26 protein-coding genes are annotated in these 26,448 nt (G+C 37.6%); 14 read left to right on the forward strand and 12 right to left on the reverse strand.

The window, feature by feature from the left end:
- Nucleotides 1-194: 194 nt before the first annotated feature.
- Nucleotides 195-1,523, forward strand: a complete 1,329-nt coding sequence (locus tag KMW37_RS18355) for an ammonium transporter (protein ID WP_215226115.1) — start codon at nt 195-197, stop codon at nt 1,521-1,523.
- Nucleotides 1,524-1,609: 86 nt separating this feature from the next.
- On the opposite strand, the gene KMW37_RS18360 is transcribed toward KMW37_RS18355, so the two are convergent.
- Nucleotides 1,610-2,320, reverse strand: coding sequence for a hypothetical protein (locus tag KMW37_RS18360; protein ID WP_215226116.1), 711 nt, complete (start codon nt 2,318-2,320; stop codon nt 1,610-1,612).
- 80 nt (nt 2,321-2,400) lie between these two features.
- On the opposite strand from KMW37_RS18360, the gene KMW37_RS18365 reads away from it, so the two are divergent.
- Together KMW37_RS18365 and KMW37_RS18370 are read left to right on the forward strand one after the other, a co-directional pair.
- Nucleotides 2,401-2,925, forward strand: a complete 525-nt coding sequence (locus tag KMW37_RS18365; RefSeq protein WP_215226117.1) for a HEAT repeat domain-containing protein — start codon at nt 2,401-2,403, stop codon at nt 2,923-2,925.
- A 97-nt stretch (nt 2,926-3,022) separates the two neighbouring features.
- Nucleotides 3,023-3,613: a hypothetical protein gene (locus tag KMW37_RS18370; protein WP_215226118.1), complete on the forward strand. Its 591-nt coding sequence runs from the start codon at nt 3,023-3,025 to the stop codon at nt 3,611-3,613.
- 45 nt (nt 3,614-3,658) lie between these two features.
- Here KMW37_RS18370 and KMW37_RS18375 read toward each other — a convergent pair whose 3' ends face one another.
- From KMW37_RS18375 to KMW37_RS18405, 7 genes are all read right to left on the reverse strand, one after another.
- A complete protein-coding gene (locus KMW37_RS18375; RefSeq protein ID WP_215226119.1) occupies nt 3,659-4,435 on the reverse strand; it encodes an NIPSNAP family protein in 777 nt (258 codons plus the stop codon).
- 202 nt (nt 4,436-4,637) lie between these two features.
- Complete coding sequence (locus KMW37_RS18380; protein WP_215226120.1) at nt 4,638-5,543, reverse strand: metal ABC transporter permease; 906 nt, start codon at nt 5,541-5,543, stop codon at nt 4,638-4,640.
- Nucleotides 5,540-6,832 (reverse strand): metal ABC transporter permease, encoded by a 1,293-nt coding sequence (locus tag KMW37_RS18385; protein ID WP_215226121.1) that lies wholly within the window; start codon nt 6,830-6,832, stop codon nt 5,540-5,542. The genes KMW37_RS18380 and KMW37_RS18385 overlap by 4 nt, the downstream gene beginning before the upstream one ends.
- Before the next feature lies 1 nt (nt 6,833).
- On the reverse strand, nt 6,834-7,622 hold the full coding sequence (locus KMW37_RS18390) for a metal ABC transporter ATP-binding protein (protein WP_215226122.1): 789 nt from the start codon (nt 7,620-7,622) through the stop codon (nt 6,834-6,836).
- A complete protein-coding gene (locus tag KMW37_RS18395; RefSeq protein ID WP_215226123.1) occupies nt 7,619-8,539 on the reverse strand; it encodes a metal ABC transporter solute-binding protein, Zn/Mn family in 921 nt (306 codons plus the stop codon). The genes KMW37_RS18390 and KMW37_RS18395 overlap by 4 nt, the downstream gene beginning before the upstream one ends.
- A complete protein-coding gene (locus KMW37_RS18400) occupies nt 8,536-9,204 on the reverse strand; it encodes a metal-dependent transcriptional regulator (RefSeq protein ID WP_215226124.1) in 669 nt (222 codons plus the stop codon). Before KMW37_RS18400 ends, KMW37_RS18395 begins: the two co-directional genes overlap by 4 nt.
- 462 nt (nt 9,205-9,666) lie before the next feature.
- The gene (locus KMW37_RS18405) at nt 9,667-10,782 is read right to left on the reverse strand and encodes a glycosyltransferase (RefSeq protein WP_215226125.1); all 1,116 of its coding nucleotides are present in this window, start codon (nt 10,780-10,782) and stop codon (nt 9,667-9,669) included.
- Between the two features lie 41 nt (nt 10,783-10,823).
- Between KMW37_RS18405 and KMW37_RS18410 the strand changes: the two genes are divergently transcribed.
- Together KMW37_RS18410 and KMW37_RS18415 are read left to right on the forward strand one after the other, a co-directional pair.
- Nucleotides 10,824-11,639 (forward strand): 2,3,4,5-tetrahydropyridine-2,6-dicarboxylate N-succinyltransferase, encoded by an 816-nt coding sequence (locus KMW37_RS18410; RefSeq protein ID WP_215226126.1) that lies wholly within the window; start codon nt 10,824-10,826, stop codon nt 11,637-11,639.
- Nucleotides 11,640-11,654: 15 nt separating this feature from the next.
- Nucleotides 11,655-12,257 carry a tetratricopeptide repeat protein gene (locus tag KMW37_RS18415; RefSeq protein WP_215226127.1) on the forward strand — a complete coding sequence of 201 codons (603 nt, stop codon included), beginning with the start codon at nt 11,655-11,657 and terminating at the stop codon, nt 12,255-12,257.
- An 86-nt stretch (nt 12,258-12,343) separates the two neighbouring features.
- On the opposite strand, the gene KMW37_RS18420 is transcribed toward KMW37_RS18415, so the two are convergent.
- Nucleotides 12,344-13,015, reverse strand: a complete 672-nt coding sequence (locus KMW37_RS18420; protein ID WP_215226188.1) for a DnaJ-like cysteine-rich domain-containing protein — start codon at nt 13,013-13,015, stop codon at nt 12,344-12,346.
- A gap of 333 nt (nt 13,016-13,348) precedes the next feature.
- Here KMW37_RS18420 and KMW37_RS18425 point away from each other — a divergent pair, with 333 nt between their 5' ends.
- From KMW37_RS18425 to KMW37_RS18455, 7 genes are all read left to right on the forward strand, one after another.
- Nucleotides 13,349-13,801, forward strand: a complete 453-nt coding sequence (locus KMW37_RS18425) for a DUF937 domain-containing protein (RefSeq protein WP_215226128.1) — start codon at nt 13,349-13,351, stop codon at nt 13,799-13,801.
- Between the two features lie 28 nt (nt 13,802-13,829).
- Complete coding sequence (locus KMW37_RS18430; protein ID WP_215226129.1) at nt 13,830-14,237, forward strand: DUF4332 domain-containing protein; 408 nt, start codon at nt 13,830-13,832, stop codon at nt 14,235-14,237.
- Nucleotides 14,238-14,319: 82 nt separating this feature from the next.
- The gene (locus KMW37_RS18435) at nt 14,320-15,861 is read left to right on the forward strand and encodes a helicase HerA-like domain-containing protein (RefSeq protein ID WP_215226130.1); all 1,542 of its coding nucleotides are present in this window, start codon (nt 14,320-14,322) and stop codon (nt 15,859-15,861) included.
- A gap of 94 nt (nt 15,862-15,955) precedes the next feature.
- Entirely contained in the window at nt 15,956-17,164 is a 1,209-nt protein-coding gene (locus KMW37_RS18440; protein WP_215226131.1) for a BaiN/RdsA family NAD(P)/FAD-dependent oxidoreductase, read from the forward strand.
- A 2-nt stretch (nt 17,165-17,166) separates the two neighbouring features.
- Nucleotides 17,167-17,535, forward strand: a complete 369-nt coding sequence (locus tag KMW37_RS18445) for a hypothetical protein (protein ID WP_246581566.1) — start codon at nt 17,167-17,169, stop codon at nt 17,533-17,535.
- A gap of 84 nt (nt 17,536-17,619) precedes the next feature.
- Nucleotides 17,620-18,582 (forward strand): YheT family hydrolase, encoded by a 963-nt coding sequence (locus KMW37_RS18450; protein ID WP_215226132.1) that lies wholly within the window; start codon nt 17,620-17,622, stop codon nt 18,580-18,582.
- A 114-nt stretch (nt 18,583-18,696) separates the two neighbouring features.
- Nucleotides 18,697-20,205 (forward strand): FMN-binding glutamate synthase family protein, encoded by a 1,509-nt coding sequence (locus tag KMW37_RS18455; RefSeq protein WP_215226133.1) that lies wholly within the window; start codon nt 18,697-18,699, stop codon nt 20,203-20,205.
- A 26-nt stretch (nt 20,206-20,231) separates the two neighbouring features.
- Here the strand turns inward: KMW37_RS18455 and lhgO are convergent, their stop codons facing one another.
- Nucleotides 20,232-21,434: an L-2-hydroxyglutarate oxidase gene (gene lhgO / locus KMW37_RS18460; protein ID WP_215226134.1), complete on the reverse strand. Its 1,203-nt coding sequence runs from the start codon at nt 21,432-21,434 to the stop codon at nt 20,232-20,234.
- A gap of 257 nt (nt 21,435-21,691) precedes the next feature.
- Here lhgO and KMW37_RS18465 point away from each other — a divergent pair, with 257 nt between their 5' ends.
- Both KMW37_RS18465 and KMW37_RS18470 read left to right on the forward strand, forming a co-directional pair.
- Nucleotides 21,692-22,300: a hypothetical protein gene (locus tag KMW37_RS18465; protein ID WP_215226135.1), complete on the forward strand. Its 609-nt coding sequence runs from the start codon at nt 21,692-21,694 to the stop codon at nt 22,298-22,300.
- Nucleotides 22,301-22,356: 56 nt separating this feature from the next.
- A complete protein-coding gene (locus tag KMW37_RS18470; protein ID WP_215226136.1) occupies nt 22,357-23,214 on the forward strand; it encodes a formate/nitrite transporter family protein in 858 nt (285 codons plus the stop codon).
- Nucleotides 23,215-23,343: 129 nt separating this feature from the next.
- Here KMW37_RS18470 and KMW37_RS18475 read toward each other — a convergent pair whose 3' ends face one another.
- Together KMW37_RS18475 and KMW37_RS18480 are read right to left on the reverse strand one after the other, a co-directional pair.
- A complete protein-coding gene (locus KMW37_RS18475; protein ID WP_215226137.1) occupies nt 23,344-24,528 on the reverse strand; it encodes a class I SAM-dependent rRNA methyltransferase in 1,185 nt (394 codons plus the stop codon).
- Nucleotides 24,529-24,614: 86 nt separating this feature from the next.
- The gene (locus tag KMW37_RS18480; protein WP_215226138.1) at nt 24,615-26,234 is read right to left on the reverse strand and encodes an ABC-F family ATP-binding cassette domain-containing protein; all 1,620 of its coding nucleotides are present in this window, start codon (nt 26,232-26,234) and stop codon (nt 24,615-24,617) included.
- Nucleotides 26,235-26,448: the final 214 nt, after the last annotated feature.

The following is a 26,448-nucleotide window of genomic DNA, read 5'->3' on the forward strand; positions in this document are numbered from 1 at the left end:
TAAGAGAAATTGGATAATATACCACTATAATCATTATTGGACCTTATATATCAAGATAAGAAATGTGATTGAGCAACGAAAAGAGTTTTATAAATTGGTGATTAAGGATAAGTATTTTTTATCGCTAGGTTTTTTAAAAAATTCTGGAAAAGACGGAAAATTGATTTAATTTTGAGCCCAAATTTGAAAATTGTATGAAGAAAAAGTGGAAAGTAGCCTTTGGGACAATCATTATTGCTTCCTTAGTAGGGCTTTTTTGGGAAACAGCTCAACCTGTTGTAGAAAATTTTGGTTCCGAAGATGATTTAGTTTTTGCAGATATCGCCTGGTTATTGACCGCTTCCTGTTTGGTATTGCTAATGACTCCAGGCCTATCTTTATTTTATGGGGGAATGGTAGGAAAGAAAAATGTGATTTCTACTATGCTTCAAAGTTTCATTTCTTTAGGTGTGGTAACCATGGTTTGGACTGTGGTTGGATTTAGCCTTTCATTTGGTGATCCTATAGGAATAGAAATAGATGGTAATCTCTATGGTTTGATAGGTAATCCATTTCAGTATATGTTTTTTGATCAAGTAGGTCAATTACCTCATATTGGTATTGCAAGTAGTATTCCGTTCGTTCTCTTTGCCTTATTTCAAATGAAGTTTGCAGTAATTACTCCTGCTATTATTACAGGTTCTTTTGCGGAAAGGGTGAGGTTTATTGGTTACTTGTTTTTTATCGGGATTTTTGTGGTATTGGTTTATGCCCCACTTTGTCATATGGTATGGCATCCTGATGGTTTGATTGGAGCATATTTTGGCGTCTTGGATTTTGCTGGAGGAACAGTGGTACATATTAGTGCAGGTTTAGCCTCTTTGGCTGGAGCTATATTTATTGGAAAAAGAAGAAATCAACATCATGCGCCATCCAATGTGACCTATGTAATGCTTGGAACCGGCATGCTATGGTTTGGTTGGTTTGGATTTAATGCAGGTTCATCCCTAGCTGCTAATGGAACGGCTGCTGTTGCCTTTGCTACCACGACAATTAGCTCTGCCACTGCAATGATGACATGGGTGTTTTTTGATCGTATGCAAGGAAGGAAAATTTCAGCAATGGGGGCTTGTATAGGAGCTGTAGTTGGTTTGGTTGTGATTACACCGGCTGCAGGTTTTATTACCATTCCACAAAGTATGTTTTTTGGCTTTATAGGAGCTATTGTTTCCAACTTAGCTGTAAACGCCAAGTTCCTTAAGAAAATGGATGATACCCTAGATGTTTTTGCCTGCCATGGTGTAGGAGGGATTATGGGTATGATTTTAACAGCCATTTTTGCTCAACCAGAAGGATCAAGTTTATTGCATGGTGGTTGGGCAGTATTTGGTTCTCATATGATCGTACTTTTAGGTGTATCTATATTTTCCTTTGGAATGGCTTACATCATCTTTTTCCTTTTGAATAAGTTTGTTACACTTAGGGTAAGGGATGAATACGAAGAAGTAGGCTTGGATATTTCCCAGCACGGAGAGTCTGCCTGATAATATTAATTAATTGCCAGATTAAAGGAGTGTTTATCATCATCTGTATGTTGGGAGGCACCTTTGATCTGGCAATTTGTTTTTTTTTACCAGTCCTCTTCTTCCTCGTTTGAATTTGATTGAGGACTATTTTTTTCTATAAAACCATAGATTAATTCTTTTAATGAAGAATCAAATTGGACTTCAGATTTTAACATAAAATCATTGGTGTCCAAAAGGGCTTCATAAGTAGGGTTGGGTATATGCTTGGGGATTTTAAAAAGCCTAGCATCATCTTTTTCAAAAGGTGTTGCTACTTTGCTACCGAATAAATAAGGGATGAGGGTAGTGGCACAGCTTAATCCTATTTTATCTACCCTGAATTCATTAAAATAGTATTGGAGTCTTTCATTGATATCCTCAAAAAATACCAAGGTTTCGGCCAATCTAACCCTCGATCCTGCCCGGGATTTCCCTTTTGTTTTAAGATACTTGATTTGGCTTTTTCCTTGTTTTTTTCTCACCATATAGGCCCTAAAAACCTTATGGTCCATGTTTTCTCCATTTTCAAAATATCCGATGGACGCTATCCCAGAACGGATCATTAATAAAACATAATTGGTTTGGTCTAATTGGTTTTTATTGTGATCCGTTGGAGAGTGCCAATAAACGGGTAAGCGTATTTGAAGTTTTTTTTCATCACCATCGCTTAAGATTAATGTATTCCTTTGGGGCTGGTATTCCTGATGAAAAGCATAGGTGCTCAACTTTTCCATTATCTTTTCACATTCATCTGCAGTGATCAATCTTTCCTCCATGTCCAGGAATTTGGTTCAATATTATCGTCCTTGTAAATTATCCAACTATCTTTGTCAAAGTACTGAAAAATTCAACAAAGATGGCGGCAAATATTGACCTTTTGATTCAAAAAATGTGTGATAAGCAGGAAGAGGAAGCTTATGTTTATGCAGACCAATTGGCAGAAATTGGAGGAGAAGAAGTGCTTCAAAAATTGGTGCTTGTATTGAAAGGTGAGGATATAGAAAGTGGCTATTTGGCAGCTAGGGCCCTGTCTGCTATGGAAGATAACCAAGCCGCCTTGGAACCATTATTGGAAGTCATTCATGATAAAAACAACAAAATGAAGAATGGGACTTTTGTTCAGGCCTTGGAAGGTTTTGACCTGAGTTCAAAGTTTGTGGATGTCTTGAGGCTTTACCTTTTCGGTAACTTTAAGGCTTCATTTATTGCTAAGGATTATCTTGATTATACAGAATTTGATATTACCCCTAGAACCATCAAAAAGGCCGAAAAGCATTGGAATCACTTCCAGAATAATAGCAAGCATGATGAGAGTTTTGATATTAAAAAAGAAGAGGTGGAATCAATTCTAAGCGATTTAAAATCAATGTTTGAGGAATAAGGAGGCTTTCTATTTGTGGTAGCTGATACTTGGGAATAAATGCCTTACTTTTTGAAAAAAGTATAGTAAATTAGAGTAAACCATATAATAATTTACTATGAAATCTATTCTGAGCATTTTTTTAGTAACAATAACAGTTTTACCCGTATTAGGGCAAAGTTCCTTTCCCTCCAAAGAGAGTCAAATAAAATCTGCTGTGCTTGCTGCACCTGAGGAGGGAAGGCTAGCAGCGACTGTTTATGGTTTTGATGAAGACGGGGAGTTGGTCCTTTTGCGCCACGGAACCAATGAACTTATTTGTATCGCTGATGATCCGGCAAAGGAAGGCTTTAATGCTTCCTGCTACCATAAGGATTTGGAGGCTTTTATGGAAAGAGGTAGGGAGTTGAGAAAAGAAGGGAAGAACTTTAAGGAAATTTTTGATATCCGTGAGGAAGAAGTCAAGAGCGGAAAATTATATATGCCTACTAATGGGGCGACCTTATTTGTTCTTTCTGCCAATAAGGAAGATTATGATGCAGCTACTGGAGAAGTGAAAAATGGACATTTCCGATATGTAGTTTATATCCCTTTTGCCACTGTGGAAAGTACTGGCCTGCCACTTAAACCCGAAGCTCCTGGGATGCCTTGGATCATGGATCCTGGAACACACAGGGCCCACATAATGATTACTCCACCAAAAGAATAAGGAGCATAAAAAAGTCCCTTTAGATTATCTAAAGGGACTTTTTTATTATAAATCTGAATAATCGGTCGGGTAGAGGAAGTATTTGTCAATGTGCGATACATTGTTTTGGTATTCAGGGTCTACTTTTAGTTTATTCCAAGCAGGGTCATCTGAAAATGATTTCCATTTTTCCTTCTCCACATCCATATTGTCAAATGAGGTCATATACATCAGGTTGGGCATAGATGGTCCAGCAATTACCTCTCCATAGAAAACGGCATTGAATCCTAGATTATCAAATATTTCAACTTCTCCACTGTTGAACATTTTTACCTTATTATGGAAAAGCTTTTCGGTTGGACTCTCATAGCTCCTTAACTCATATATTCTATTTTCTTTTGGCCCTTTTAGTTTAGGAACATCATATCCAGGCATGTCACTGAATGCCTTGAGCAAAATTGATTCTATTCTATCAAACGGAGGGTTTTCATGTGAGGCATATTGATAGTCCTTTCCGTTTTTTAGATCTTCCAAATGAAGATTGGAACTTATATCCATATACTGTGCAGCAGAGGAATAAGGGGTAAATACAAAGACTCTTTTACCGCTTAGTTCATCAGAATCAATCGGCTTAAATACGCCGATACGCTTAATTCCCTTTTTATGCATTGTAGGTATATAAGACTTTTCCAAAAATTGATCGACGGCCTTTTCCTGCTCTATGCTGCTGATGTGATAAATTTTGATCTCAAAGATACTGCGGTCTTGGTCTTTCTGGGCCAATACAGAAAAGACGTTGAACAATAGTAGCACAAAAGTGCCTAAAGCTAATTTAAGTTTCATAGGTAGTGGTTTGATTAAGTGTTTAATTATCCATTAAAGTTTAAAGATAAAGACTTAATTGAATAAATAAATTTACTTGAACTGGCTGTATAACCACTTATAAAAAATATTGTACAGACCGAAAAAAAATACAAAGTTTAGCTCGAAGCCAGGGGACAATTTGCCCAAACCTCTATGAACTTTGCTCATTTGACTTTATTCATTAACTGGTATGTATGTCACCTGTTTTTAATCCGCTTAATTTTTTCTTTAAAAGAGGGAGTTGCTTCCTTTGTAAAATTACACTTACGAAGAATATAAAACCTGCTACGCTGGCCATGGCACCAGCTATGGAACTGTTCAAAGCGAAAGCCAAATAATAGCCAATAATTGAAACTACGATTCCCAATGCTATAGTAATCTTGATCAGCTTATTAAGGTCTTTACTCCAGAGATAGGCTGTAGCTGGTGGAACTACTAATAGAGCTACTACTAAAATAGCTCCAACAGCTTCAAATGAACTGACGGTAGTGTACGATACCATTCCCATCAATCCGTAATTTACCCCTACAGTAGATAGCCCAATGCTGGCTGCAAACTCTTTGTCAAATGTGCTGATCTTAAGTTCTTTAAAAAACAGGTAGATAAATAAACTTACGAGTATTAGATTGATCAAGGACAAATAGGTGACACGTGGCCCAAGAATTTGTCCAGATCCGGAAATCCATAGGTCTATGGGGACATAGGCAATTTCTCCATATAATACACAGTCCTGATCAAGGTCTATTTTATTGGCAAGAAAGGTGATTAATATAATGCCGATAGCAAATAGAGAAGTAAAGGTAATACCAATGGATGCATCTGATTGGAGTTTGACCTTATTGCTTAGGTATTCGATAAATACTGTAGCAATAATTCCCACCAAACCGGCTCCTATAACCATAGCCAATCCGTGGCGACTTCCGGAGATCATGAAGGCAAGGACAATTCCTGGTAATACAGCATGGGAAATGGCATCCCCGGTCATGGCCATTTTTCTTAACATTAAAAACACGCCGAGTAATCCACATGATATGGCTATCATGGATCCCGTTACAATAATAATGAAAGCATTTGGATCAAAACTCATGATTTCTTAGGGTCTCTAGGGATGATGGAATGGTGCGGATCTGCTTTAGGAAAATTAAGATTTTTATCCAGTTTGGATTCCAACTCTGGGGTAATGATATGCTCCAGTTTTTCAGCACTATCGTGTACATGATCAGGGGCAATATTCATGTATTCAGTCATATATAATTCCCATAATCTATGTAATCTAACTATCCTTTTGGCTTCGGTTAAACCTGATTCTGTAAGGTTTATTATTGATTGATTTTCAGTTATATATCCTTTTTTTGTTAATGCTTTAATTGAATTTTGTGTTTTGAAGTTTTTACCAGGGAATATATTGAAAATATGTTTAGTTTCTAGTCCTTGTTTATCCTTTTCCCAGGCCTTAAATAGGGCCTTAAGAATATGGTCAGAATGAATTTTTCTTTGATAATTTCTCTTTGCAATCCACTTGGTCAAAACACCTTTTTTTACAGAGAAAAAGAAAGACAAAAATGCGATCAATGAAAGAACGATAACTACCCAAGGGCCAGTGGGCATATGGGGAAGAACAAAGGAAATATAGGCACCGACGATTCCAGAAATTAGAGAAAATACTACTGCAATAATCAACATTCTGTCAAGACGGTCTGTCCAGAATTTGGCGGCAGCTGCAGGTGTGATGAGCAGGGCGGCCATTAGTACTACGCCGATAGCCTGTATGCCTGTCACTACTGCAAGTACCATCAATGAATTAAACAGGAATTCCAATCTTTTTACAGGTAGTCCAATACTTTGGGCAAATGACCTGTTAAAGACCATTACTTTAAATTCTTTGTAAAAGAAAAGTATAACCAAAATGATGGTTAAGGCAAGTGCTCCATATACCAATAAATCCTTTCTTACAATGGAGATGGCGTTTCCAAAAATAAAATGATCCAAGCCAGAGAGGGCAGCGTTTCCTGTTTGCTGCAATTGCGTCATGATGACAATTCCCAGTCCAAAAAAGATGGATAGCACAGCTGCAATGACTGTATCTTCTTTTAGTTTGGTATAATTGGAAATCCAGCTGATAATATAAGTGGATAGAGCTCCAGTGATGAATGCTCCTGAAACAATCCAATAGGGATTTTTGCTGCCTGATAACATAAAAGCCAGACATACCCCTGGTAATACTGCATGCGAAATGGCGTCACCAATAAGTGCTTTCTTATCCAGGAAGGTAAATGTTCCTACCATGGCGGCACTGATTGATAGCAGGGATATCCCAACCACCACCATCAAAACATTAGGGTCTTGAAATGAAAAGAAATAAATAAAATCTTCCATATTAACTTTTCAGTGGATTGAAATCGCTCTTTTTAATCAACTCTCCAATATCCGTAAGCATGGATAGTTTTCCCCCATAAGTTTTGGTCAACAATTCCTCAGTAAGCACTTGTTCGGTTGGGCCAGAAGCTATCAAGTGCATGTTGAGCATAATAAGCCAATCGAAATATTTTCCAGCCGAGTAAATATCATGGTGGACTACGATAACTGTCTTTCCTTCCTCAGTCATTTCTTTGAACAGACTTACCAAGGCTTTTTCAGTGCTCATATCTACTCCTGCAAATGGTTCATCCATAAAATAGATGTCTGCTTCCTGGGCCAGCGCCCTTGCAATAAAGACCCGTTGTTGCTGGCCTCCTGAAAGTTCGCTGATCTGCCTGTTGGCAAAGGCTTTCATATTTACCTTTTCCAGACAAGCCATAGCCAGTCCTTTTTCTTTTTTACCGGGTCTTTTGAATATACCCAAATGGTGATAAGTGCCCATCATTACAATGTCTAAGGCAGAAGCTGGAAAATCCCAGTCTACTGACTCCCGCTGAGGAACATAACTTACCCTGTTTCTAACTTGGTTTAACTCTTGGTCAAAAATCCTTGAATACCCACTATTGGCTTCAATAAGCCCCATAATACTTTTGATGAGTGTGGATTTGCCGGCTCCATTAGGTCCGAGAATTCCAATGAGCGATCCTGAAGGTAAGCTTAGGTCAATATTCCAAAGCACTGGATTTTGTCCATAGCTGACCATTAGGTCATGTACTTCAACTACTGGATTATCTATTTGTTGTATCATTCTGATTTCAGGTTTTGTACGATAGCATCCACATTGGTTTTAACCATGCCAAGATAGGTGCCAGCAGGGCCATCCGGCTCTCCCAAACTGTCAGTGTATAGTGGTCCGGCAAGCTTCACCGCATGTCCTTTTCTTTTGCACCCTTCAACTACCGCTTTAATGGCTTTTGGAGAAATGGATTGTTCAATGAAAATGGCTTTAATATCCCTTTCTATTATAAAGCTGACCAATTTGGAAACATCATTTAGGCCTGGCTCACTCAAGGTAGATAATCCTTGTAAGCCCTTTACTTCTATATCGTACGCCTTTCCGAAATAAGAAAAAGCATCATGGGCAGTGATCAATACTTGGCCTTGTTGAGTGATTTCGTGGATTCTGTTATTCGTATATGTATCTAATTCATTTAGCTTTAGCTGATATTTTTCCCAGTTGGCATTGACATAAGCTTTCCATTCTGGTTTTCTTCTGATGATTTCATCTTTCAGGTTTTTCATGGCAGTTGTCCACAAACTCACATCAAACCAAATATGAGGATCTACAGTATTGACATAATCAGGACTAGCAATCAATAGGGTGGGAGGGAGTAGCTCACCAACATCAATGATGGGATGAGTCCGGGCAAACTTTTCCAGTACTTCAACCATCTTTCCTTCCAGATGGAGTCCATGATAAATAACCAGGTCAGCATCGAAGAAAAGATCAAGGTCCCTTTGAGATGCCTTGTATAAATGAGGGTCTACACCAACAGCCATTACTGGAGTCACAATAGCACTGTCCCCAACTAACGCTTTTACCCCATCAGCCATGATATTGGTGGTGGCTGTAATTCGGAACTTTCCATTTTCGCCATCTCTGTCAAATTTACATGAGCTGGTAAGTGCCAAGGTAAATAGGATGAAAAGAAGCCTATATTTCATGAGGTCTGCATGATTAATATATTCCCTGCGACATCCTTGGACATGAATAGGGTTTTCTTGTTATCCACCAATATTTCCAAAGATCCGTCAAATTCTACCTTGTCCAATATTTTGATTCTTGCGCCAATGTATGCACCTACCTTATCAAGGTATCTTAAGAAGGCTGCACTGCTGTCCTTCACAGCTACAATCTGTCCGCCATCATTTACCATTAATTCATTAAGAGGGAGCCTAGGCCTTGCCTTGACATCTCCAAATTCATCTGGGATAGGGTCGCCGTGTGGATCATATTTGGGGTTGCCCAAGAAGTCATCCAGTCGTTGGATCAGGATAGGTGATTTTATATGTTCCAATTCCTCTGCTACATCATGGACTTCGTCCCAGCTGAACATTAGTTTTTCTACGAGGAATACTTCCCAGAGGCGGTGCTTTCTAATGATCTGCAGGGCTGACTTTTTACCCTCTTCAGTGATCGTAACACCATAGTATTTTCTATAATTAATCACCTCTTTGTCGGAGAGCTTTCTTAGCATATCACTGACGGAAGCAGGCTTGGTTTTCATCTCTTTGGATAGGTCATTGGTAGAGACGTTGTTCTTCCCGCCCTCGGACAAATGATAGATGGCTTTGAGGTAGTTCTCTTCTGCGTATGTTAAGCTTGGCATTAATTCTTGTTTAAGTTGACAATTCAAATATAATAATTTAGATGATACTAAAAAAATATTTCAATTAAACCTAAATCGACTGTGGATAACTCATTTTATAATGTTATCATGGTTTTAGTCTAGGCTAAAATAAAGTTTAGCTTTTGGTAATAATCTGTTTAAATATCAGTAAGTTAGCTTGTTGTGATTTGACTAATTTATTCGTTGATTTGATTTTGTTTTAAAATCTAGAGTTTCCGTTTTGATGCCTTTAGTTTTTTGAAGAGGCTATAGGTGGATAACTTTTATTGGTGGTGTGTATAAGTCGGGCAATGGGTATCTGGTGCTATCTTTTGTGAGTAGCATTTACGATGCTGCATTAGGCGTAGTATATACTACGCCTAGTGCCTTAACAGTTTAATAGAATAAGAGCTGAATAGCCTAGTTAAAAGGTATTGAAAAAAGTGATGGAGATAGGAGCATTTAAGGGATCAGATTAGCTACTACCTTTTGGAGTTTAGTGGCTTCATTTGCCCAAGTTACTTCAGGGCCAACTGGTTTTGTAAATCTTGGATTGCTGAGGAATTCTTTAAACTTAGCAAGGCTACTTTCAGGCTTAGAAAAATCTATGGCAAGTCCTGCAGAGTAAGGAAAAATCAGTTCTTCCCAAATAGGATTTTCAGGGATAATCATAGGGATTCCCAAGGCCAGTCCTTCATAAATTTTTGTGGGTATTTTTGGGGAAATGCTGGGAAGGTCATGGTAAGGTAATACTAGGATATTAGCTTTCAATAGCGCGTCATAAATTACTTTTTGATCCATAGGGGTGGAGCTTAATTTGAGCCTTACACCTGGACTGTTCGATGCTAGTGATTCAAGTTGTGATTTATATTTCTTTAAAGGTACATGGCCAATTATTTCTAAGCTGACATTGGTATAGTGTTTCCTGATAAGATTAAACCAATGTATAGCTTGTTCTGCTCCATAGACTGGCGTGATAGTTCCGGTGATAATGAATTTTAAGGTGTTATCATCGATCATGAACGGGGTTTTGGTAATGACTTTTCCAGAGAATTTATTTTCAAGGATTGTGTAGTCTATTATATCCGGAAACTCTTTTTGATAGCATTGTTCTGCGAAAAAATGATGGTCGATCTTTGATTTGGTAATTTTCTCAACAAATTGGACATATTTTATCGCAATTAATTTGACCCAATGGGGTAATGTCTGATTAAATTGAATATTTTTAGTGTAATTTTCTTGCACATCATAAACCAATTTATATTTCAATATCCCCCTTAACAGGACAGCAGGAAATAATAGTTCATAAGTAGTTATGATCACCAATTTTGGTTTTGATTTAATTAAAAAATAACAAAGCTTAATAGGAGCGAGCAGCCTAAATGGGTGCAGGCGGTTTTTATTAAATATTGAGGTAAATTCAATATTATCTTGTTTTGGTGTTTTTTTTTGTAAAAATCCTATGATGTTTATGTGGTATTTATTTGTTTCACGCAGTGAAATTGCGAGTTTATTAAAAGCCCTTGTATCAGTAACAGGTTTCAGTACGGAAGCTATAAGTATAGTGGCTTTATTCATTAAAAAAGAAAACTTAACTAGAGCGAATCTAATATAATTTTATGGAATTACAGACTATCATTGAGAAGGCCTGGGAAAACAGGGAGCTATTAAAGGAAAAGGATGTTCAAATTGCTGTTAAAACAGTGATTGACGATTTGGATACAGGCAAAATTAGGGTAGCCGAGCCATTGGAAAATGGAGAGTGGAAAGTAAATGACTGGGTGAAAAAGGCAGTTATTTTATATTTCCCAATTCAAAAGATGAGAACCATTGAGGTAGGACCATTTGAATTTCATGATAAAATGGCCCTTAAAACCAATTATGCCAAGCACGGTGTAAGGGTAGTTCCCCATGCAGTAGCTAGATATGGCGCGTTTCTTGCAAGTGGTGTAGTAATGATGCCTTCATATGTTAATATTGGTGCATATGTGGACAGTGGAACGATGGTGGATACTTGGGCTACGGTAGGTTCTTGTGCGCAAATTGGTAAAGACGTCCACCTTAGTGGTGGAGTGGGTATTGGAGGTGTTTTGGAACCTGTTCAGGCTGCTCCAGTAATAATTGAAGACGGTGCGTTTATTGGTTCGAGAGCAATTATCGTAGAAGGAGTTCACGTGGGTAAAGAAGCTGTGATTGGTGCAGGTGTAACTTTGACCGCCAGTTCTAAAATCATCGATGTTACTGGTGATGAGCCTAAAGAATATAGAGGTTATGTTCCACCTAGATCAGTGGTTATACCTGGGTCAATGCCTAAGCAATTTGCTGCGGGTGAATTTCAGGTTCCATGTGCATTGATTATTGGACAAAGAAAGGCATCTACAGATCGAAAAACTTCATTGAATGAGGCTTTGAGAGAAAATAATGTCGCAGTATAAAATTTTATTTAAATAATGAATTATAAGAAATCGGTTTTGGTCTTGTTGGTTTCAACAAGTCTAATGTGGGGATGTAACAATCAAGGAAGCTCTGAAGGTGACAAATTCTTTGAAAGTGGTAAATATGAAGAGGCAGTTAATGCTTATTCTGATAGATTGGCCACGAAACCCAAGGATGTAGATGCCCTTTATAAAAGAGGAAGAGCTTATGAGGAGTTGGGGGATTTAGACTCAGCCAAGGAAGATTTTGAGGCAGGGTACAAACAGAATCCTAAAAACATTCAAATTTTACTCAGCCTGTCCAATCTTTATCAGAAAGAAGGAAATTTTGAGCGTTCTTTACTTTATGCAGGCAAGGCAGTGGAAGTTCCTGGTGCTCCTGCTACGGCTTATTTTATGAAAGGAAGGGCATTGCATCAAATGGGAAAGACAGATGATGCAATGGACGACTATAGCAGAGCCATTCAAATAGACGATCAATACGGACAAGCTTATTATTATAGGGGTGTTTTAAAATATGCAACAAAGAAGACCAGAGGAGCATGTGAGGATTTTAGGTTGGCTTCTGGACTTAACTATAAACAAGCTGATGATGCTTTGTCCAAATATTGCAAATAATTCATCTCAAGATAAAAATAGAAATGCCGGGAAATCCCGGCTTTCTTTTTATATAGCTCAATTATTGACTTAAGGTCAAGTTTGAGTTATATGCTTTCCTTTTCCTCTTGGTGGTCACATATTTCATCCGAATGCACTTTTCCAAATCCATCACAACTATTACAATCACTGTTTTCTTTGAGTGAGCCTTTACAAAATGGGCAAACAAGTCGGCCTTTTCCCTCACACCTTTCACATTGAAAATATTCAGTTTGATCAAAGATGTTCTTCTTTGTAATCAGACCTGTAGCTTTACATCTGCTACAGCCCACTATACCTTTTCCTTTACAATAGTGACAATCCTGTTCAATCACCTTTTTACCTTCACATTTGGAACAGGTTTGATAGCGGTATCCCTTGATATCACAAAATGAACAGGATCTTATTTCATTGAGTGGAGCGACCAATCTTTTTTGAAGCCCTTTTGCTTCATCATAATAGTCCGCTTTAAAGCCATTTAATTGTAAATATTTATTAAGAAAGTTGGCACTGTTGTCGAATTGCTTAAGGGCGAACAGAGTCTCAGCGAAAAAATAGGGCATTTCTGATGGAATAGGTACCCCGCTTTTGATTATTTCCCTGAAATAATAATTGGCTTTTTCATATTCTGCACTTTCCAGGGCTTCCTTGCCCTTTTCCATTAATCTATCTGTTTGCCCCAAGTTAGGTTGAACCTGCGCAGTTGACTCAAAACTTGTTAGGCTGAACAAACAGAGCATTAGTAAAAGCAAATAATGTAGATTTGACTTTATACATTGATTTTTGACTCTATAGTAATTTTTAAGCGGCATTGTTTTCAACTATTGTATTCTTTTCTTGTGCCTAAAGAACTTAAAATTGATCCAAATGTCCATACATTTTTTGAAATATTTAAGGAGAATTAACTTCATACTCATTTGGATGGATTGGTTCCTTCATCTAAAGATTTTGGTGCCGAAATCTGTTTTTTGGTTAATAATTAATCACATAATTGTCCAATAATCTGTATATTAAGTTGAAAATTTTGGTAGGGAGTAAAAAAAAAGCGGATAGTTGGACTAAATTTCAATATTATGATAGATTCTATTATTAAAGGATTGCGGCCGGAGATATTGTCTAAGTTGACAGACCAGTTGGGCCTGAGTCAGGAGCAGGTATCGTCAGCAATGGACACTACCAAAGAATCTCTTTCTAAAAGTGTAACAGAAGAAGTAACAGGAGGCAATTTGGATAGTCTGCTAGAACTTGTCAATCAAGGGAGCAAAGCAAGTGGAAATAGCAGCTTCAATAACATTGCCTCTAATTTAGCGGCTGATTTTATTTCCAAACTCGGAGTTTCTGATGGGATAGCAAAGCAAATAACCAATTTTATTCTTCCAATGATACTGGATAAAATTGCTGCACAATCAGGCGGTAATGCCAGTAAAACTGATCTCGTTAAACTTTTTGGAGAAAGCTTGGGTAATATTATTAAGGGAAAATCCAGAGAAGGAATTTTAGGCAGATTAGGAGATTTATTTAAATAGATTTTGAACCCAATAACCAATCAAAATTATGTCAAAGCCAATTACAAGTATTGAGGGAATAGGCCCTGTCAATGAGGAAAAACTCAGTAAGGCAGGAATAAAAACGGTAGAAGCTTTATTGGAAAAAGGAGCTTCCAAAAAGGGAAGGAAGGAAATAGCCGAATTATCAGGAATTGACGAGCATAAAGTGCTCAGTTTTGTCAACATGGCTGACCTGTTTAGGATAAATGGGGTTGCCAGTCAATTTGCTGAGCTGTTGAAAGCAACAGGAGTAGATACCGTAAAGGAATTGAGAAATCGTAATGCAGAAAACCTTCATCAGGCTTTGACCGCGACGAATAATGAGAAAAAGTTAACAAGGGTCGTCCCCGCCCTGAGCCAAGTAGAGAAATTTATTGATGAAGCCAAAGCACTGGAACCTTTGGTTACTTATTGATTGATCCACTACATTATGAATACCTCAATTATCAAACTGGTTGAGGTATTTTTCATTTTTCAACAATTATCCCAGAAGATCTATGGCTCTAAGCACTAAATTTCAAGAAGCTATTCAAAATGGATATCAGACAAAAAAGGATTTTTTTGTTTTGGGAACAGGAATTTTGGGTGAAGAACCTGTTCCAGAAGCAACAGTTAAAATCCCTTTAAAGACACTAAACAGGCATGGCTTGATTGCAGGAGCTACAGGTACAGGTAAGACTAAGACACTCCAGGTAATCGCTGAACAACTTTCGCTGAAAGGAATTCCAAGTGTGCTGATGGACTTAAAGGGTGATATTTCCGGTCTTGCCAAGCCAGGGACTTTAAATGAGCATATTAGTTGGCGCAGTAAGGCGATTGGTGTGGAGTACAAACCTGAAGGATTACCAACCGAATTTTTGACTATAAGTCAAGAAAAAGGAGCTAAAATGAAAGCTACTGTAACAGAATTCGGCCCTGTATTGATGTCCCAAATTTTAGGGCTTAACAATACCCAACAAGGGATAATGGCATTGGTATTCAGGTATTGTGATCTTCAGCATTTACCTCTACTTCATCTCAATGACCTTAGAAAAGTTTTGCAGTATATCATCAATGAAGGAAAAGAAGAGATTAAAGAAGAGTACGGTTCTGTATCGAGCAGCTCAGTGAATACCATCCTGCGCAAAATAATAGAACTTGAACAACAGGGTGCAAATGAATTTTTTGGTGAAGCTTCATTTGATGTAAATGATTTTATAAGGGTGGAGAATGGTAAGGGAATGATTTCCATCATTCGTTTGACTGATATTCAAAACAGGCCGAAATTGTTTTCCACTTTTATGCTCAGCATACTTTCTGAAATCTATGAAAGTTTTCCTGAGCAGGGAGACCAGGATAAACCTAAGCTTTGTTTGTTTATAGATGAAGCGCACCTGGTGTTTGACAATGCTTCCAACGCACTGATTGAGAAAATTGAAGCAATTGTGAAATTGATACGTTCCAAGGGAGTAGGGGTGTATTTTTGCACGCAAAGTCCTACAGATATTCCTGAAAGTGTCTTAGGTCAGTTGGGGCTAAAAGTGCAACATTCCTTAAGGGCTTTTACAGCTAAAGACCGGAAGTCAATTAGTAAAACAGCTGAGAATTATCCTTTATCTGATTTTTATGATACCCGGCATGTTTTGACGATGATGGGAATTGGCGAGGCTTTGGTGACTGCATTAAATGAAAAAGGAATGCCTACACCACTGGTGAGAACTTTGATGCGTGCTCCCATATCTAGGATGGATGTCCTGAGCTCACAAGAAATTGAAGAAATCGTCCAAGGATCAAAAATAGCTAACAAATACAATAGGGACATTGATCGCGAAAGTGCGATGGAAATGCTGGATGCAAAAATTACAAGGGCAAATATTGCCATCAAAGAAATAGAAGAAGGTCGGGCTGAGAGGAAGGTTAAATCAGGAAGTAGGCAGGAGAAAGAAGAAAACATTTTTGAAGAGATCAGTAAGAATACCATGGTAAGGCAAATAGGAAGAACCATTTTTAGAGAACTAGCAAGGAGTATTTTGGGCACACTGTCTGGAAAGAGGAGGTGAGGATTCTCAAATAGAGAATACATTAGTGCTTACTTAAGGGATTCTATTCATCATTTTTTTCCATTTTTGCTCTTATAAATTGTTTTAAAGAAATATGAATAAAATAGGAATTATAGGAGGTGGAGCAGCAGGTTTTTTTGCAGCGATTCATGCAGCAGAAAAGGGAGCACAGGTAACTATTTATGAAAAGACATCAAAGACCCTTTCCAAGGTTAAGGTTTCTGGCGGAGGAAGATGCAATGTAACGCATGCGGCATTTCAAACCTCCCATTTACTGAAAAATTATCCTAGGGGAGCTAATTTTTTAAAGAAGGCATTCAGGGAGTTTCAGGTAAAAGATACAATACAATGGTTTGAATCAAGAGGAGTAAAGCTTAAGACTGAAGAGGATGGAAGGATCTTTCCCATAAGTGACGACTCCCAAACGATCATTGATGTGCTAAGAAACGAAGCTGCTAAAAATAGTGTAGTGGTGAAGTTAAAATCGGCAGTAAATAAAATAGAAGTCATGGATGATGGTTTCTTGCTTTTTGTAGGAGATGGATCCGAAAAAGTAGACAAAGTAATCATTACCTCTGGAGGAAGTCCAAAGTTAGATGGGTTTCGTATGTATCAGGACTTGGGGCACGATATTGAGCCTCCGATTCCTTCTTTGTTTACTTTTAATACACCAGGAGAAAGCTTGAAATCCCTTCCTGGGATATCTGTCCCAAATGCCCATGTGAGATTGGAAGGAACAAAACTTTCTTATGAAGGCCCTTTATTGATCACTCATTGGGGAGTAAGCGGGCCAGCTGTATTAAAGCTTTCAGCTTTTGGGGCTCAATGGTTGCATGATCATGACTATAAAGCAAATGCACACATCAGGTGGAATTCAGAATTAAAAGAGGAAGAAATCAGGAATACTTTAGTCACTTATAAGTCTAATCATCCAAAACGAAAGGTTCTTGGTTATCCACTTTTTGATTTACCAAAAAGGCTATGGGAGCATTTGATAGAAAAATCTGGTATGAAAAGTGATTTACTATGGATGAATGTTAGTAAAAAGCAAATAAATAGTTTGGAACAACATATTTTTTGCTATATATTGCATGTAAATGGTAAAACAACTTTTAAAGAAGAGTTTGTTACCGCAGGAGGAATCAGTTTGAAAGAGGTCGATCCCAAGACCATGGAAAGTCGTATCTTGAAGGGCTTATATTTTGCCGGAGAGGTTTTGGACATTGATGGTATTACTGGGGGATTTAACTTTCAGGCTGCGTGGACGACAGGATATTTGGCAGGAAAATCTACAACAACTTAGCTATGAGAAATTCAAATTTACTTATGGTAGAAAGTATTAACATTAATTTTGATAAGGTCCATGAAATGTCAGAGGGCGATGTAGCATTCGAAAAGGAATTGCTACATGCAATTTCAAATTCCGTAAAGGAGTTAAAGGAAAGATATCTTCAAGGTTTGAGCAAAAAGGACCCTGAAATCTTACATCAAGCGCGTCATAAGGTGAAACCGACGATTACTATTTTCGAATTACGAAAACTTAGTTTTGTTTTAGAAAATGGAAGAAATCTGATTAATACCAAGGGCTTAAATGCCGATTTGGACAATCATTATCACCTGTTTGAAGAGGCTGTTGATGATTTATTGGCCGATATTAATTCGACCATAAATTAATATTACCCAAACACCCATTTTGACTTTTTTAGGGACTTAATGCATGTTATATTTTGAACCTGTTAACAATGTTCAAAATATAACATGCCAATTATAAATTCCAATTACCCTGGACCACCTGCTCTTTATTTGAACGAGCATTTTGAAACTATTCTTCCAAGTATATTTCGTAAAATCGAAGGAGTAAGCTATCAAAGAGAAAGGATCACTACTTCAGACGGAGATTTTTTGGATCTAGATTGGAGTAGGCAGGGACATCAAAAACTACTTATTATTTCACATGGTTTGGAAGGAAATTCCTCTAGGCATTATGTACAGGCTTTGGTAAAATTATTCAACCAAAAGGATGTGGATGTTTTGGCCTGGAATAATCGGTCCTGTAGCGGTGAAATGAACCTTAGACCGATTCTTTATCATCATGGGGCTACCTACGATCTCAAAGCCGTCATAGACCATGTTTCAAAAACATACGGTTATGAGGAAATTTACCTTGCCGGAATTAGCATGGGAGGTGCTCAAACGCTTAAATATATAGGTGAAGAAGCTGCATCACTTCCAAACTCGATCAAGAAAGCAGCGGTATATAGTACTCCTTGTAATCTTCCTGATAGTGCCGCTACACTTCATTTTACGAGTAACTTCTTTTATAAAGAAAAATTTCTTTCAAAGCTTAAAGTAAAGATGGCGGAAAAAGCAAATCAGTTTCCGGACCTAATTGATTTGGATTTGCTTGAAAAGGTAAAGGAATTCAATACTTTTGATAATCATTTTACTGCCAAAATTCACGGCTTTAAGGATGCCAAGGACTTTTATGAATCTGTGAGTCCAGATAACTGGTTACATCAGGTTAATATTCCAACCTTGATCGTAAATGCATTAAACGATCCTTTATTGCAAGACAGGTGCTATCCCATAAACTTGGCACAAAAAAAGGAAAACCTTTTTCTTGAAATGCCCAAAAGGGGAGGTCATACGGGGTTTGCATTGAAAAACCAGGAATTTAGCTGGGTCGAGCAGAGAATGTATGAGTTTTTGATGGAACAATAGATAAGGTTTTGATTCTATTTCCTTTAGGAATAATAGATTTCCAAAATGAAGTTTGAAGTTTTTTCATTCCTTCTTAAAAGGTATATTTAAATAGTATAAACAATAGTAATTAAGATGAGATATTTATTTTATAATATAACAATCGTTCTTGTTATCATTTTTTCAATTTTGACCTATTATTATGAACAATGGATTTGGGCATTTATTATACTGATTCCATTGGCGTTAACAGGGATTTATAATCGCTTTCAAAAAAAACATACCATACTTCGTAATTTCCCAATATTGGGATATTTCAGGTATCTGTTTGAAATGATCTCTCCTGAAATACAGCAGTATTTTATCGAGAGAACCACTGATGGAAAACCTTTCAGTAGGAATCATAGGGCATTGGTTTACCGCCGGGCAAAAAATGTGAATGATACCCATCCGTTTGGAACCCAACTGGATATTTCAGGAGAAAACTATGAGGCCATCCGTCATTCTATTTATGCCACGGAACCTGTGACTGAAATCCCACGGGTGATTGTTGGGGGGAAGGACTGTAAAAGGCCTTATAGTGCTTCAGTTTTGAATATTTCTGCAATGAGTTTTGGCTCTCTGAGCAAAAATGCCATTATGGCGCTTAACAAAGGTGCTAAAAAAGGCAATTTCTACCACAACTCTGGAGAGGGCGGGATTTCTCCTTACCATCTTAAAGAAGGCGGCGATTTGGTTTGGCAAATCGGTACCGGGTATTTTGGTTGTAGAAACCAATATGGAGAATTTGACCCAGAGAAATTTAAGGAAACCGCAGCCCATGAGCAGATCAAAATGATTGAGATCAAGATTTCCCAAGGTGCTAAGCCTGGCCATGGTGGAGTATTGCCCGGTGAGAAAAATACTCATGAAATAGCCAAAATTAGAGGGGTAAAAGCCCATACCACTGTTATTTCTCCTCCAAGTCATAAAAAATTCTCCAATCCAGAAGGTTTGGTAGCCTTTATTAAGGAGTTAAGAGAGCTGAGTGATGGTAAGCCAATTGGATTTAAAATATGTATTGGTAGGACAGAGGAGTTTATTGACTTGTGTTCAGTGATGAAAAAATCAGGAATAGCACCGGATTTTATTACTGTTGATGGTGCTGAGGGGGGAACTGGTGCTGCGCCATTGGAGTTTTCCGACTCAGTAGGAATTCCCCTTGAACCTGCACTGATCTTTGTGACAAGAACGCTGGAAAAGTTTGGCTTAAGAAAAGATGTAAAGGTAATTGCAAGTGGAAAGGTTTTGACAGCCTTTTCAATTTTGAGAATGAGGGCCTTGGGGGCAGATATGTGTAATTCGGCGAGGGCATTTATGTTTAGTGTGGGCTGTATTCAAGCACTCAGATGTAATACCAACGATTGTCCAACAGGGGTGGCCACTCAAAATAAAATGTTGGTAAAAGGCCTGGTAGTTGATGATAAGGCAGAGAGGGCTTATAATTTTCATAGAAATACCATGCATGCTGTTTTGGAGCTTTTAGGAGCTTGTGGAGTGAAGCACACTGATGAGATAGATATAAGCATGTTTGTGAAAGGAGATGAAATGGTTGCTTTGAGCAATAAATACTTCCCTGATTCAGTTTTGAATAGGGTAGATTAAAAAAAGGAGGTTAATACCTCCTTTTTTTAATTAAATCGCTTAAGGGCAAGTTTTGAAACAGTTCCTCCTATACTTAATGAACTGGTTGCAGCTGGGCTTGGAGCATTCAGCACATTGATTGCATGGGCATTTTCGGTAATGGCAAAATCATCCAAAAGACCTCCTGTTCTGTCACAGGCTTGGGCTCTGACTCCAGCACCTCCATCAACTAAGTCATCTTCTTTGATATCAGGAATTAGCTCCTGTAGGGCTGATGTAAATGCTGCTTTAGAGAAAGATCTGTAGTATTCTCCAATTCCGGTTTTCCAGTATTTTTTTGCTACTTTTTGAAGGCCAGGCCATGTGATAGCCTCTTTGAACTCACCGAAATTAAAGTCTGTTCGTTTGTATCCTTCTCTTTTGAATGCCATCACTGCATTTGGTCCAGCTTCCACTCCGCCTTTCATCATCCTTGTAAAATGGACACCCAGAAAAGGGAAGTTAGGATCGGGAACTGGATAGATTAGGTTTTTAACCAAGTATTCTCTTTCCTTTTTTATCTTATAATATTCTCCCCTAAATGGAATGATTTTTACATCAAGATCCATTTCACCGTTCATATCTGCTACCTTATCAGAATAAAGGCCAGCACAGTTAATGATCAATTTTGAAACAAAATTATCATTTGAAGTGATAATTTCAGAAATGCTATTCTTATGGCTTATTTTCAGTGCTTTATGGTTTAAAAATATTTCTCCTCCAATGGTTTTGAACTTTTCGCCATATGCCAAAGCTACTTTTTTATAATCCACAATTCCAGTTTGAGGAACGTGCAATGCTGCCACCCCTGCACAATAAGGTTCATAATGTTTTAACTCATCCAGCGATATTTGACGGGTGCCTTCCAAGCCATTTTGAAGGCCTCTTTGCAATAAGTTTTGTAACAGAGGAATTTGCTCGTCCCTTGTGGCCACTACTACCTTACCGGTAAGTTCAAAAGGAATATTTTCCTCTTCACAAAAATCGATCAACTCATGATAACCATTGATGCAGTTGGTGGCTTTTAGCGATCCAGGTTTGTAATAAAGCCCAGAATGTATAACTCCAGAGTTATTGCCAGTTTGATGTTTGGCGAGCTCATTTTCCTTTTCTAGGATGGCCACTTTTAAGGTTGGATTTTGTTGTTTTATTTTCAGTCCTGTGGCCAGTCCAACAATACCGCCACCTATAATTGTAATATCGTATGTCATAAATATTGGTGAGTCAGGAGTAAGTAATTTTGTGAAATGAAGGTACTTACATTAACGAATACAAATATACATTACTATGATAGATTGATAAAGAATGATTCGGCAATTCATCCATTCAATTAAAGTGAAAGGAGTGAACTAAAAATTAAATCAACTGAAAGTCATTAACATAGGCTTTATGTAATCAATAATTATCTGGTTTTATTCGAGACTTTTCTATGAAATATTAGCTTTGCATCGAATGAAATTGTTTGATTATGAATATTAAGATATTTTTAGCTGCTTTACTATTTTCCTTTTTATCATTTATACAATTAAAAGCCCAATCCAAATCTGATACTTATCTAAATTTTGGCGGAGGAGTTGGGGTAGAGGGGAATATGGGAATTCCTGGGATCAACATAGCCAGTGATTTAAATTATTATTTGAACAAAAGCTTATCCCTCAACCCTTCACTGATCTTATTTCAATCTACTGATTTTCCGCAAAAAAAATCAAGTGAAAATCCTTATCCATCATTAGCAGATAGGAGCACAGCGCTTTTAATGAATTTTGCTTTTCAGGCTGATTTACTGAAAATCAACAACGGTTTTAGGCTTGGTTTGGCAGCAGGGCCATCGTATCGTGTTGGTGTGGATAACTATTTTAGAGGTTACGGAAATGATGAAAACAATGAGCTAGTTTCCAAAGGCTACGAAAGAATTTCAAGAAGTCAATTGGGACTTATAACTCAGCTTTCGTTTGATTGGAAAGGAAAGCAATCCAATCGAAAGCAATCCATAGACCTTTCGGTGAAAGGTTATGATAACTATTTTGGCTGGCACGCGATGTTGACCTATAAAATGGGGTTTTTATTAGAAAAATAAGCTTGAAGCCCAAATAGGGAATAGATTTTGTTTCCATAATACTCTAATACAGGATTATGGTGGATAAAAAAGAAGAAAAGAAGCAGAAAAGTATAGATACGGAATTAAAGAAATCCTCTTCAATTTCTAAAGATGCTAGCAAATCCCATGGAGAAATCCTGAAGCAACAAATCACAGAAGGGCAGGAGACTTACGATAGAAAACCAATCAGTCTTTTGCTAAGTTCGGTAACAGCAGGTTTGGAGATTGGCTTTAGTTATTTACTTATTTGTACTGTTTTTCAATTTTTCTCTGGAATTATAGAGGAAGAAATTAGCTATAAGCTTATTTCTGTGGTATATCCTGTGGGCTTTATCATGGTGATTCTCGGCCAATCCATTTTGTTTACAGAGCAGACTTCTTTGCTGACTTTGCCTGTATTAAATAAAAAGAGAAGTATAGGCAGCCTTCTTAAAATTTGGGGCATTGTGATATCCGGAAACATGATAGGAGGCTATCTTATTTCATTATTGTTAATGTGGATAGGCCCAAGGTTAAGCATATTTGATTTTAGTACTGTAGAAAAGATCGCACTACACGTGACAGGATTATCTTCCCTTGTAATACTCTGCAGTGCCGTTTTAGCAGGCTGGCTTATGGGCTTACTATCATGGTTGTTAACTTCTTCCAGAGATACACTTAGTAGGATTGTGATTATTTTTATCATTACCGCAATGATGTCATTTACAGGATTACATCATAGTATTATAGGTAATGTAGAAGTGTTCTCAGGATTGGTGAGTTCAGATAAAATTAATTTGTCTAATTACCTTAACTTTCAATTTTTTGCCTTATTGGGCAATGCAATAGGCGGGGCTGTCTTTGTAGCCTTGTTAAAGTATCGAGCTTTTGTTTACAATATTGATATAAAATAATCTGATTGCCCACTATGATGCCAGTGACCTGAAATCCTTTGATGAAGTTGATGGAAGACGGAAGCTTGAAGACTGAAGTGGCTATTATAGTAAAAAAGCCCCTTTAGTCTTTTAAAGAGGCTTTAGATTTTATTCCACATATAATACCAATCCTTTTAGGTATTCGGTTTCCGTATGGAAAATATTGATTGGGTGATCTGCAGGTTGGGAGAGGTATTGCAGGATCTTCACATTTCTTCCTACTTCAATTGCAGCCGCAGTTAGTGTATGGGCAAACAGCGCCTTGTCAACAACTTGTGAGCAACTAAAGGTAAAAAGAATGCCTCCTGGTTTGATGTGTTTTAGCGCTTCCGCATTTAATCGTTTATAAGCCTGAACGGCATTATGTCTTGCTTTCATATTTTTAGCGAAAGCAGGTGGATCTAAAACGATGACATCATAATCCTGTTCGATTTCACGGATGTATTTTACCACATCAGCCACTTTAGATTCATGTTTACCGGTCAAATTTGGATTAAGTTTTAAATTCTTTTCGGTTAATTCTATGGCTTTGGCAGAGATATCCACAGAGTGGACCTCTTTTGCTCCTGCCTGAAGTGCAGCTATGGAAAAACCACCTGAATAGCAAAATGTATTGAGTACTTTTTTCCCTTTGCTATAGTTTCCAAGTAAATTTCTGTTTTCCCTTTGATCAATAAAAAATCCTGTCTTTTGGCCTTTTTCCCAATCTATTTCATAGTTTGAGTTATATTCCTTCACCAGATTGGTTTTTGGAGAACCAAATAAAAATTGGTTTTCTGCTTTAACCTGATTCTTTGATAAGGTTTCTGCACTTTTGTCGTATACAGCATCAAGGCCCTCTGCATATACAAGTTTTAAAGCCTCTGCTATGTCATTTCTATGTTGGTACATGCCAATACTATGCGCTTGTATAACTGCTGTGCCATTGTAAAAGTCAATGATCAAACCCGGTAGCTGATCACCTTCTCCATGGACCAATCTATAGACATTAGTAGCTTGACTTTCGGTCAGTCCTATCTTCGATCGCATATCATAGGCCGCTCTTATTTTTTCTTCCCAGAAATTATGGTCAATTAGCCTGTCTTTAAAGGAAATAATCCTAACGGTAATAGAGCCAACCTGATAGTGACCTATACCAAGGAATTCTTGTTTATTGCTGTAAACACTTACAAGCTGGCCATTTTCAAGATTATCAGCTGTTTTGGCAATTGCACCTGAAAATACCCAATGGTGTTTTCGTTTTAAAGATATCTCTTTGCCTTTTTTTAATATGATTTTAGGATAGTTGTTCATTTGATCTAAAGCTAAAAAATCCCTTTCTGCCTAAACCTAATGGTCAATACAAAAAGGGATTTGTTGATCTTTATCTGATAAGGAGATTAACCCTTTTGATACATTTTTTCTCTAAGTTCCTTGATTTCTGGATTGTCCAAATAATCATCATAAGGCATACGTCTATCAATGGTACCATTAGGAGTGAATTCTACAATTCTATTGGCAGTAGACTGAACAAAAGCATGGTCATATGAAGATAATAATACCGTACCGTTAAATTCAATAATGGCATTGTTAAATGCAGTGATTGACTCCAGGTCAAGGTGGTTGGTCGGCTCATCCATTACCAAAAGGTTAGGGTTTTGGAGCATCATTTTAGAAATCATACACCTTACTTTTTCACCTCCGGAGAGCACAGAAGCAGATTTTAGGGTCTCTTCACCTGTAAACAACATCCTTCCTAAGAACGTTCTTACATAAGCCTCTTCTTGGTTGGAAGAATACTGTCTCAACCAATCAATAAGGTTGGAATCAGTCTTGAAATAGCTGGAGTTGTCATTAGGGAGATAAGCCTTATTGATGGTCACACCCCATTTGAATTCTCCTTTTTGAACAGGTAATTCTTCCATTATAGTCTGGAAAAATTTGTTAACTGCTTGTTTGGTGCGAGAGATGAAAGCGATTTTATCGCCTTTGTCTACCATTAGGTTCACATCCTTAAAGTAGGTTGTTCCATCATCTTGAAGGGATAATTCCTCTGTCATGAAGATTTGGTCACCTGCTTCTCTTTCAGGCTTAAAGATAATGCCCGGGTATTTTCTAGTGGATGGCTGTATGTCATCTACATTCAGCTTTTCCAACATTTTCTTTCTTGCAGTAGCTTGCTTTGATTTGGCCACATTGGCAGAGAAACGTTCAATGAACTGCTGAAGTTCTTTACGCTTTTCTTCCACCTTTTTGTTTTGATCAGATTTCTGCTTGGCAGCTAACTGGGAAGATTCATACCAGAAGGTATAGTTACCTGAGTAAATCTTGATTTTCGAGAAGTCAATATCCACGATATGTGTAGAAACGGCATCCAAGAAGTGACGATCGTGAGATACTACAATGACCAAGTTCTTAAAGTTGACCAAGAATTCTTCCAACCAATTGATGGTTTCAGCATCAAGGTCGTTGGTAGGTTCATCGAGAATTAGGATGTCAGGGTTACCGAAAAGGGCTTGCGCCAAAAGTACCCTTACTTTTTGGTTACCTGCCAAATCCTTCATCAACATATAATGAAGGTCTTCAGTGATTCCCAGTCCAGAAAGCATGGCAGCAGCATCTGATTCTGCATTCCATCCATCCATTTCAGCAAATTCAGCTTCTAATTCTGAGGCTCTCAGTCCATCCTCCTCAGAGAAATCAGGCTTCATATAGATAGCATCTTTCTCTTCCATAATGGAGTAAAGCTTCTTATGTCCCATGATCACTGTTTTGAGCACTTCCACCTCATCGAATTCAAAGTGGTTCTGCTTCAATACCGCCATTCTTTGGCCAGGAGTTATATTAACACTACCGGTGGTGCTATCTTGTTCTCCAGAAAGAATCTTCAGAAAAGTAGACTTACCTGCACCATTTGCACCAATAACACCGTAACAGTTTCCTGGGGTGAATTTTAGACTTACTTCATCAAAAAGGGTTCGTTTACCGAACTTTAAGGAAAGATTATCAACTGAAATCATGAATTATTTCGCTTCTATTTTTACAAGTGGCAAAGATACAAATTTTATTGGGGCAGAGAACCAAAAAGTCAGCTAAATCAAATCCTAATACAGGTTTTTTATTGCTGTTTTAATCCGAAGTTAAAACTTAGCAATAATTATTCAATGATAGCTTCTGATACTTGATAGTATTTAATGTTTGTTTGGATAATAATAAGGATATTTCACCCCATGA

Source organism: Echinicola shivajiensis (genome assembly GCF_018642165.1).
GTDB lineage: Bacteria > Bacteroidota > Bacteroidia > Cytophagales > Cyclobacteriaceae > Echinicola > Echinicola shivajiensis.